This window comes from Vibrio sp. V03_P4A6T147, from assembly GCF_002241085.1.
Taxonomy (GTDB): Bacteria; Pseudomonadota; Gammaproteobacteria; order Enterobacterales; family Vibrionaceae; genus Vibrio; species Vibrio anguillarum.
The window spans coordinates 1-9,026 of sequence record NZ_NDIO01000192.1; the positions used below are offsets into that span (position 1 = coordinate 1).

Below are 9,026 nucleotides of genomic sequence, written 5' to 3' on the forward strand. Positions count from 1 at the left end.
TAAGTGAAGTTTGAGTCGCTATCACTCCACTATCTGGCGAAGCGTGCATTCATTACCCATACTTGGAGTAACAAGCAAGAAAGGAGCAAATGCCATGAAAAACGAACTTGAACCCGCGAAAATTCTCCATGCTTATGAAACAGTAATGGCGCATGGTACACCGACTGAGTTCGGGAAAATCTATGAAGGTATCGAAGCTTTTTCAGACTATGACGGCTATAACATTTACATGCGAGGAAATGGTGTGGAGCTAAAAGTTGGCTTCCACAATACCTACCATCTCGATTATGACCAAGAGCATCTACGCGACAGCTTTTTGAAAAAAGTAGCCATTTTGGCTAAGTAGCGGTGTTGGCCCAGCTCATGGATTGGCTAAGCGCGACCAAATGAGCAGAGTGGCGATAATGCAAAGCCCGAGTGAGTCATCAATACTAGGGCTTTGAGCGAAAGCACTTTTCTCATCTTGATTGAGTCACACTCTTTTGCACAGAGATCTCTTATATGAAAGGCGATGCAAGTGAGTTTGTCAGCCTTATTGAGACAATAAGGCTGAAGAGATAAATGAGAAAGCTGACCAAATTACGGCTTAAGATCCTGCATTAGAGATACAGATTAATCTTCTTCCGTTAAGCTGACTTCTTCATCATTATAGTCGTCACCACTTTCCGGTTTATTGCGACCGTTCAACGTATGGAAACGCTTACGACCGCGAGCAAGTTGAGTGTATTTTAACCAGACACGCTCTAACTTAGATTTCGCTTTACCTGGGTTTTCAATCGCCTTAACAAAATGAGCTTCTTCGGCATTCTCTGGCGTGAGTTCACCAGATTCAAGACCAAGCATGGTACCACCATAAATGGTGAGAAGTTCTTCTTCTGCAAGAGTAAAATCACCAGACTTAGCAAAGCCTCGTGGAAACTTTGTATTGTCGTAAAAACGTTTTTTTCCGTGACGGAATTCAGTCTCAGACATATCAACCTCATGTGAATGGCGCTACTACCATGTAGCGATAGATCACGCGAAAATTAGGCGTAAATCTCCGAAAAGAAAAACAAAAATTTTTTATCGTCATAATTGCACTTCCTTGTTAATCTGACGGGGTAATTTCAGAGGATTTAATATGGATGTAAAAGTTTTTCGCACTTTTCTCGAACTCGCCAAAGTACGTCATTTTGGGCGAGCAGCTGAAAACCTTTATTTGACCCAAGCCGCCGTCAGCGCACGCATCAAGCAATTAGAAAATTATTTTGATGCTCAGCTGTTTACGCGTGATCGCAACAACATAAAGCTCACATCGGCAGGAGAACGACTCGTTGGCTATGCCGAAGTGATGGTGGCAACCTTGCAACAAGCCAAGTTTGAGCTCTCTTTGGAAAATGGCCGAGCTTTACAGCTGACATTAGGGGGAACGCCCAACGTTTGGGATGCTCATCTACAAAACTGTTTAAGCGTTGTGACTGATGCTTTTAGCGGTTATGGCTTTATGGCGGAAGTTATGGGGCGCGAGCAGCTCAACCGCAGCCTACTGGAGCGTACCTTAGATATGGCGTTTGCCTTTGACCCAATTAAAGCCGAAGAGCTAAACTGCAAAAAAGTCGCAGATTTAGTACTGGTGTTGGTTTCGACGCGTCCTGACACACTGGAAACCGCCTTTGATAATAAATACGTGTACGTCGATTGGGGAAGCCGTTTCGCCTCCGAGCATGCTGAGCGACATCCGAAGACGCCGACCCCCTATTTGCGCACCTCGACCGCTCGTATCGCACTTGATTTCATTTTAGAAAAAGGGGGAAGCGCTTACCTTCCTACCTCACTTGTTGAACCTTTTATCCACTCTGGCCAATTGTATCGAATTGACAATGTGGAAGATTGGCAGCGTCCCATCTTCCTCAGCTACCGAAAAAACAGCTCATCGATAGAAGCCATTATGCAAGTGGAAAAGTTAGTCAAAAACATCAACCCTAGTAGTGCTTACTCATTACAACAAGCGGGCGAGGTCATTCTCGACTGACCCAACAAATTCATAACGCTGTAGCGGGTATTGAATACAGCGTTATGAATATCCTTTTTCAAGAGAAACCGCAGAAAAAGCCATCCAGTTCCGAAAATGGCTAGTATCGACAGAATTCATGCATACACTTAGCTTATAAAAACTGCATAAGGCTCGTTATACCAAATGGCACCATGGATGGAACTCGATAAAGAACAATGCCAACAAGCTCGCACTAGCCGTGATCCGCGATTTGATGGACGATTTTTCGTTGCCGTCAAAACAACCAACATCTTTTGTCGCCCAATATGTCCGGCAACCCTGCCAAAAGAAAAGAATGTTGAATACTTCGCCAACTCCGCACTAGCTCTACAAGCGGGTTATCGGCCATGCCTGCGTTGCCGCCCAGACAGTGCACCTCATTCTTGGGCATGGAAAGGAGTTGAAACCACCTTCTTGCGTGCAATCAAGCTTATTGAGCAAGGTGAATTACAATCGAGCAATCTGGCTCAATTTGCCGAACGTTTGGGGATCAGTGACCGCTACCTACGACAACTGTTTCAAACTCATTTAGGAGTGTCACCGAAACAATATGCTCAGTACCATCAGTTGATGTTTGCTAAGCAGTTGTTGCATTCCAGTGCTCTGTCCATTACCGATATAGGATTCGCTTGTGGGTTCAACAGTACCCGCCGCTTTAACGATGCGTTTATCAAAACGTTGCAACTGACCCCCAGCCAAGTGCGGCAATCTAAAACTGCATTGATGACAAAAAACCTATTAACACTCTCTTTTCGCGGCCCTTTCGATTGGCAACATATGCTAGATTTCTATCGATTACGTGCAGTAAACGCCATTGAACAGGTCAGTAACAATCATTATCAACGCACCTTCAACATACACAATACGACTGGCTGGTTTCGTGCCAGCTTAACCTCTGAGACCCATTTAGAGGTTGAATTCGAGTTGCAAGACATCACCAAACTGCGTTACTTGGTGGCAAAACTACGCCGCCTATTTGACCTAGAAGCCGACATCAGCCACATCGAGGCCTATTTGGAAGACTGCGCTCCGGGTTTAGTCACTCGTTCAGGAATCCGCATTCCCGGCGTTTGGAATTGTTGGGAGGCGGGAGTCAGAGCTATTTTAGGTCAACAAGTTTCGATAAAAGCAGCCATTGGCCAGCTCAACCTGTTAGTCGATGCGGTAAACCCAGCTCAAAATACGAGCAGTTACTTTCCAAGCCCGGAACAAATCGCACAGCTTGATTTGCACTTTTTAAAGATGCCACACAGCCGAAAAGAGACCCTAACACGCTTTGCTCAATTCATGTGCCAACACCCTGAAGCCGATGTGGATGCTTGGCTTTCACTAAAAGGTATTGGGCCGTGGACCGTAAACTACGCTAGGTTAAGAGGTCAGTCCGATTCAGATTGCTTTCTAGACACTGATTTGGTGGTTAAGAAGGCCTTAAGCCATTTTCCTGAGCTGAACGCAGACAAGGTTTCACCTTGGGGAAGTTACGCCACCTTTCACTGTTGGAATTACTAATATGAATAGCTTCACCCACTATCACAGCCCCTTAGGAATCATGACATTGCAAGCCTGCGAGCAAGGTTTATTGGGGGCTTGGTTTGAAACCGAAACCACCATGCCAACAGAGTTAGGGGTAAAATCCGAACACTGCACTATACTCATCAATACTATCAAACAGTTAGATGAGTACTTTTCCGGGAAACGGACTATATTTACTTTACCTTTAGCGGCAAAAGGCACCGAGTTCCAACAATCTGTGTGGCAAGCATTATGCAAGATACCTTATGGCGAAACTTGGAACTACCAACAGATTGCAGAGGCGATCGGTAACCCCAAAGCCGTAAGGGCTGTCGGCTTGGCCAATGGTAGAAATCCAATTTCGATCATCGTTCCTTGCCATAGAGTGATCGGAAAAAGTGGTAAACTTACTGGCTATGCGGGGGGCTTAAACCGTAAAGCGAGCTTATTAGAACTTGAGCGAACAACAACAGAGGTTGCAGCAACATGATAAGATCTACGGCAAAATCAATCAGTATTCTCGTCCTTACAGCCACTTTGCAAGGCTGTTTTCAAGATGACCTTGAACGTTGGTTAAACCGTGAAACTTATGAGTTCAAAGGGACTTATGACAACCAGTTCAATGATGACTTATTGATTTTCGAAGAGGGTGTTGTACGTGCTGAATCTGAAACTCAGCACTGGTCTCGCGCTTACAGCGTGGATGGTAATCAACTGACGATCCAGCTACGCAATAACTCGAAAGAAAAACGAGAAGATATCGTGCTTGTGATCCATGGCAAAGGAGAAGTGCTCACATGCAGTGTCTGCGCCATGTATAAATTGAGTAACGTATGGGTAAAAACAGGCAATGTTGAAGCCAAACCGTCTGGAGTAGAAAACGCGAGCCAATAACTCGCGTTAACGCAATGACCAGTTCTACTCACTCATGTTTACCCGCGCCTAAGCTCAAAAACTAAGCTTTTATCTATTTTAAAAACCATCGCACACACTCGCTCTGTCATTTACCCAAAATTCAAGTAAGGTAGAGATATCAGACTGTTGAATTGAATGGATCTCGTGAAGTAAGGAGATAATGATGGCAGAAAAACTGTCAACCTCGGCACTGGCTAAATTGCGCAATACCGACGCTAAACAACTATTCAGTAACCTCCAAAAAGCAGGGTACATTAACCGCTTCGACAACAAGTGGGTATTAACAGAACTGGGAGCAAAATTTGGCGGCGAATACGCCCAGCACACGCAATATGGCCAATTTATTGTCTGGCCGGAAAACTTGCTCGTCGACACACAAGCCACCAGCGGAAAGACGTTAAGTGCCACTCAGCTTGGCGATCATTTCAGGCTCAACCCCAAAAAAATAAATCAACTATTGAGTGAGTTAGGCTGGATATCTAAAACAGAAAAAGGCTGGCAAGTAACGGAGGCTGGGCTCAGAGCAGGCGCCCAGCAACGTGAAGACAAAGCTTCTGAGCAATTATTTGTTGTTTGGCATGATACGGTGACGCGCAATAAACGTTTGAAACAATCCATCGTCGAATTTTTAGGGCAAGATGCTCATAGCCAATCGACCGATAAATCATTGTCTCACTTTCGCCAAAAATTTGAGGCAAAACATCGCACCTTAGACGGCCACTATGTTCGCTCAACCGGCGAATTATTGATCGATAATTGGCTCTATTTGGCAGGCGTCGTCCACGCTTATGAGCGTCAGTTGCCAATAGAAGCTGACGTAATGTGCGATTTTTATCTTCCGACCGGGAAAGTATATTTACAATATTGGGGTTCAGATAGTGGCGCAACCGACGAAAAAACGCGCTTACAAACTCAAGCCATTTACCACGATCACGGCTTTGCTCTGATTAATATTCACCCGCAAGACATTGCGCAGTTAGATGACATTCTGCCCAGAAAACTGCGAGAGTTTGGGATTAAAGCGTATTAATCGCGTTGGCAAGATGCCCCCTTCCTCTCGTCACTGAGAGAGCAACACGAGAGAAAAGGAGCAAAAAACAAAACCTATATTAACGATAAGAAGAATAGCGAGCTCTCGCCGCCTCTTCTTTCGGGACGATGGTTTTACCAATCGGAGCCAAAGAAATAACCGCGAGTTTCAAATGCTGTAGTGCGAAAAAAGGGATCCAAATTAATAAAAAAAAAAACCCCACCGCCGATAAAATATGACCAACGGCTAACCAAAAACCAGCGAAAACAAACCAAATCACATTGCCGATTAAGCCAAATGGGCTGGTACCAATATCTTGCTGATTGGTCAATTCATCACGGGAAATCGCCTCTTGCCCAAAAGGAAAAAACGAAAAGTTACCGATAACAAAGCAAGCACGCCCCCATGGAATGCCAATAATGCTGATAAAGGCAAGGAGACCAAAAAAACCACCAAGCGAGCCCCATAAACACTCCGCCCAGTAAAAACCAAATAATATTGCCGATTGTTCTCATCACTGCTACTCCGTATAAAATAGACCCATAAACCCTTTCAGTATCATTGCATGACCTGAACGGAAGATTAACGCTAGGCTAAACCATGCCATACCGCCGTAACGCCGCTTATCGTACAAAGCAGCAACGCAGCGAAACGGATGTTATCTTGGGGTAGTGATTGCGTGGTCATCATCGCCAACTTATAACCCAACCAAGCTGAGGGGATAAGCGGAATCGTTATCCATAAATGATGTAACGTCAGAAAACCTGCCGGTATTTGAATAATCAAAGAGATGATCGAGCTAAACACAAAAAATGCCGAAAGATTGCCACGCAACTGATTCGCTTCTTGATGCTGTAGGATCAACGCGATCGGCGGCCCACCAATCGCGGAACTGGTGCCAAAGAAGCCGGAGAAAAAACCCGCAATACCCATTTTTATCGGGGTAGGTTCGATGCGATACGGCAATAAACTAACAGCCACGGCAAATAACACCAATAAACCAAGCCATAACGCCAGTACATCCGTCGAGACTAAAACCAGAAGGATACCGCCCGCAATTGAACCGGGAACGCGACCAATCAGCGCCATTTTTAAACCGCCAAGCTCAATGTTCGAGCGATGCTTTAAGGCGTTCAAGATAGAAATAAACAGCGCCACGATACAAATGGGGGCAGGAACGTAGTCGGCGGAGATCAAGAACAGCAAGGGCGCTGCGACGATCGCTAAACCAAAACCAATCGCCGTTTGCACAAATGAACCCAAGAAAATAAGAAACATGGCGATAAGCGCCGTACTACTGAACATTTCCATTAAAATGCCTATAAGCGAAACAAAGAAAAGTAATGCCCATAGAGAGCATTACTTCGTTCACGTTATCAGCAATTTTCGATCATGAGAATAGCCAAATTGATCTATCGGTCTGGTATCAGTAAGCAACACCAATACGTTGACGAGGGTGAGCGGCACTTTCTAACTCATCGATCATCGCGAGGGCATAGTCACTGACTGAGATTTTGCTGTTACCTTCAGCATCAGACAATAGAGCGTCACCGCCCACACGGTAAGCACCTTGTTTCTCACCCGGAAAAATTTCAGCCGCCGGGCTAACAAATGTCCAATTAACCTTGCTTGTGCTCGCACGGAAGAGATCCAACGCTTCGCCTTGCGCTAATGCTTCCCCTTTGTACTCTTCAGGGAAACCTTCTACGGTCACCAATTTGATACCGGGAGCGACTTCCAATGAACCCGCACCACCAACCCACAGTAGGCGATCCACACCCACTTGCGGTAGATCTGACAGCAGTTTTTGCGCTGTAGCCGCAACAATATCGTGGTTGCCAGCTGCACGTCCGCCGATAGAAGCGATCACGACATCAACACCAGCTAACGCAGCGCTAATTTTTGATAAAGGCTGTTGTAAGTCAAATAGTTGAACGCTAACACCTTCAGCATCGACTTTACTTGAATCACGCACTAACGCGATCACCTCGTGGCCCCGTGCTTTTGCTTCATTGACAATGTGACTACCAATCCAACCTGATGCGCCTAATACTGCAATTTTCATAATTTATTTCCTCATTCGGTTTCTGTTTCTCGACAACAATTGTAGTCTAGTAGTTAAACGAAGGAGGAAAAACACTCAAAAATGATGTAGATTGTATCAATATTCGTATCTAATAAAGGCCTACCATGGACAGACTAACCGCCATGCGCAGTTTTATCGAAGTGGCAAATACTGCCAGTTTTACCAAAGCCGCAGACAACTTGAGCTTAAGTCGATTACAAGTGTCACGTCATGTCCAAGAAGTTGAGGATTGGTTAAAGCAGAGGTTACTGCACCGCACGACACGCAAAGTCAGCCTAACCACCGCCGGTGAAGAGGCTTTAATCCGTTGCGAACAAATTTTGCACCAAACTGCCGAACTTGAAACACGGGCGTTGGAACAGTCACAACTCTTAAACGGTACCATTCGCATTGCCGCGCCGATAGGCCTTGCTCAAAACATGCTATTGGCCGTTGTTGAAGACTTCACGCAACGACACCCCAATGTGTTAATTGACATTGTCGCTTCAGATCGCCTTTCACAACTGGTCGATGAACGCGTGGATATTGCCCTGCGTTTTACCCAACAGCCGGATGATACGCTCATCGCTCGCCGTTTAATGAGCGTCGGCACCGTCATATGCGCTTCCCCTAGCTATCTCAACCAACACCCTCCTATCAATACACCCAATGACTTAACCCAGCACAACTGCTTTGTGCACATGAGTAATAACAAGTGGGATGTGGTTAAAGACAATGAACAGCTCTCTGTCACCGTGAATGGCAACATCCGCGCTAATGATATGGAAATTTTATGCCGTGCTGCCCTACATCACAAAGGCATCGTACGGCTACCATGCGATCTTGCAAATGTCTTTATCGCCTCAGGAACACTAGTACGCGTTTTGCCAGAGTTTCACAGCCCAAGCAGCGGACTATGGGCTGTGTATCTTTCTCGTAGCTATCAAACCCCATTGGTTCGCCAATTCATTGATTTCATCGCTCAAAGCTGGAAAAACGATCTCATCGCTTAGCGTTAAGTCATTCTAGCTAATAATCTAATCAATATTATTAGCTAGATTAAACATAGTGTTAATGCCAAAAATGAAATTTTCTATAATTAATATTGTAGATGACCTGATTTATCTCACAGACATACTACCTACCTATTAAAAAGTTAAGTAAAAATAAAAATATATTTTTACTTATACTAAAACAATCAACAATAAATGTTGATAAGTTACTTAATACTATTAGTAAAAATAACCAGCATTGTTGAAATCATCATTTAACCCTGAAATAAAAATTTCATCAAATAAATGAGCATTTATTATCCCTTTCAATATCTCACGAAAAAACATGATTAAGCTAGCAAATTAAGCGCTTAATAAATAACAAAAATGAAATTAAACTTAAGATCTATCCATGAATACCATTATAAAATTATTTTATGTACATACTGATATGTACATATTAGTTATGCAACCTTGATT

10 protein-coding genes and 1 pseudogene are annotated in these 9,026 nt (G+C 44.3%); 7 read left to right on the forward strand and 4 right to left on the reverse strand.

Annotation, left to right across the window (positions count from 1 at the left end; all coding sequences use genetic code 11):
- The first annotated feature begins 94 nt into the window (after positions 1–94).
- Positions 95–346 carry a DUF3081 domain-containing protein gene (locus B9J84_RS07675; RefSeq protein ID WP_017044957.1) on the forward strand — a complete coding sequence of 84 codons (252 nt, stop codon included), beginning with the start codon at positions 95–97 and terminating at the stop codon, positions 344–346.
- A gap of 266 nt (positions 347–612) precedes the next feature.
- Here B9J84_RS07675 and B9J84_RS07680 read toward each other — a convergent pair whose 3' ends face one another.
- Positions 613–972: a DUF413 domain-containing protein gene (locus B9J84_RS07680; RefSeq protein ID WP_017049330.1), complete on the reverse strand. Its 360-nt coding sequence runs from the start codon at positions 970–972 to the stop codon at positions 613–615.
- 148 nt (positions 973–1,120) lie between these two features.
- Here B9J84_RS07680 and B9J84_RS07685 point away from each other — a divergent pair, with 148 nt between their 5' ends.
- The 5 genes from B9J84_RS07685 (at position 1,121) to B9J84_RS07705 (ending at position 5,489) form a co-directional block, all read left to right on the forward strand.
- The gene (locus B9J84_RS07685; protein ID WP_013868248.1) at positions 1,121–2,011 is read left to right on the forward strand and encodes a LysR family transcriptional regulator; all 891 of its coding nucleotides are present in this window, start codon (positions 1,121–1,123) and stop codon (positions 2,009–2,011) included.
- A 177-nt stretch (positions 2,012–2,188) separates the two neighbouring features.
- Positions 2,189–3,541: a DNA-3-methyladenine glycosylase 2 family protein gene (locus B9J84_RS07690; RefSeq protein WP_094123876.1), complete on the forward strand. Its 1,353-nt coding sequence runs from the start codon at positions 2,189–2,191 to the stop codon at positions 3,539–3,541.
- 1 nt (position 3,542) lies between these two features.
- On the forward strand, positions 3,543–4,034 hold the full coding sequence (locus B9J84_RS07695; RefSeq protein ID WP_019283044.1) for a methylated-DNA--[protein]-cysteine S-methyltransferase: 492 nt from the start codon (positions 3,543–3,545) through the stop codon (positions 4,032–4,034).
- A complete protein-coding gene (locus tag B9J84_RS07700; protein WP_013868244.1) occupies positions 4,031–4,438 on the forward strand; it encodes a hypothetical protein in 408 nt (135 codons plus the stop codon). The genes B9J84_RS07695 and B9J84_RS07700 overlap by 4 nt, the downstream gene beginning before the upstream one ends.
- 184 nt (positions 4,439–4,622) lie before the next feature.
- Positions 4,623–5,489: a glycerol kinase gene (locus tag B9J84_RS07705; protein ID WP_179217538.1), complete on the forward strand. Its 867-nt coding sequence runs from the start codon at positions 4,623–4,625 to the stop codon at positions 5,487–5,489.
- A gap of 79 nt (positions 5,490–5,568) precedes the next feature.
- On the opposite strand, the pseudogene B9J84_RS07710 reads toward B9J84_RS07705, so the two are convergent.
- From B9J84_RS07710 to B9J84_RS07720, 3 genes and pseudogenes are all read right to left on the reverse strand, one after another.
- Positions 5,569–6,004, reverse strand: a pseudogene (locus B9J84_RS07710) (YccF domain-containing protein).
- Between the two features lie 73 nt (positions 6,005–6,077).
- Positions 6,078–6,800 (reverse strand): sulfite exporter TauE/SafE family protein, encoded by a 723-nt coding sequence (locus B9J84_RS07715; protein WP_094123878.1) that lies wholly within the window; start codon positions 6,798–6,800, stop codon positions 6,078–6,080.
- A 115-nt stretch (positions 6,801–6,915) separates the two neighbouring features.
- A complete protein-coding gene (locus tag B9J84_RS07720; RefSeq protein ID WP_017043238.1) occupies positions 6,916–7,554 on the reverse strand; it encodes an NAD(P)-dependent oxidoreductase in 639 nt (212 codons plus the stop codon).
- 125 nt (positions 7,555–7,679) lie between these two features.
- On the opposite strand from B9J84_RS07720, the gene B9J84_RS07725 reads away from it, so the two are divergent.
- A complete protein-coding gene (locus tag B9J84_RS07725) occupies positions 7,680–8,567 on the forward strand; it encodes a LysR family transcriptional regulator (protein WP_094123879.1) in 888 nt (295 codons plus the stop codon).
- The last annotated feature ends 459 nt before the right edge of the window (positions 8,568–9,026 follow it).

Bases quoted from the DNA above. Each gene is read 5' to 3' on its own strand.
- B9J84_RS07675 (WP_017044957.1), top strand. From the start codon at position 95: ATGAAAAACGAACTTGAACCCGCGAAAATTCTCCATGCTTATGAAACA.
- B9J84_RS07700 (WP_013868244.1), top strand. From the start codon at position 4,031: ATGATAAGATCTACGGCAAAATCAATCAGTATTCTCGTCCTTACAGCC.
- B9J84_RS07685 (WP_013868248.1), top strand. From the start codon at position 1,121: ATGGATGTAAAAGTTTTTCGCACTTTTCTCGAACTCGCCAAAGTACGT.
- B9J84_RS07680 (WP_017049330.1), bottom strand. From the start codon at position 972: ATGTCTGAGACTGAATTCCGTCACGGAAAAAAACGTTTTTACGACAAT.
- B9J84_RS07720 (WP_017043238.1), bottom strand. From the start codon at position 7,554: ATGAAAATTGCAGTATTAGGCGCATCAGGTTGGATTGGTAGTCACATT.
- B9J84_RS07705 (WP_179217538.1), top strand. From the start codon at position 4,623: ATGGCAGAAAAACTGTCAACCTCGGCACTGGCTAAATTGCGCAATACC.
- B9J84_RS07725 (WP_094123879.1), top strand. From the start codon at position 7,680: ATGGACAGACTAACCGCCATGCGCAGTTTTATCGAAGTGGCAAATACT.
- B9J84_RS07690 (WP_094123876.1), top strand. From the start codon at position 2,189: ATGGAACTCGATAAAGAACAATGCCAACAAGCTCGCACTAGCCGTGAT.
- B9J84_RS07695 (WP_019283044.1), top strand. From the start codon at position 3,543: ATGAATAGCTTCACCCACTATCACAGCCCCTTAGGAATCATGACATTG.
- B9J84_RS07715 (WP_094123878.1), bottom strand. From the start codon at position 6,800: ATGGAAATGTTCAGTAGTACGGCGCTTATCGCCATGTTTCTTATTTTC.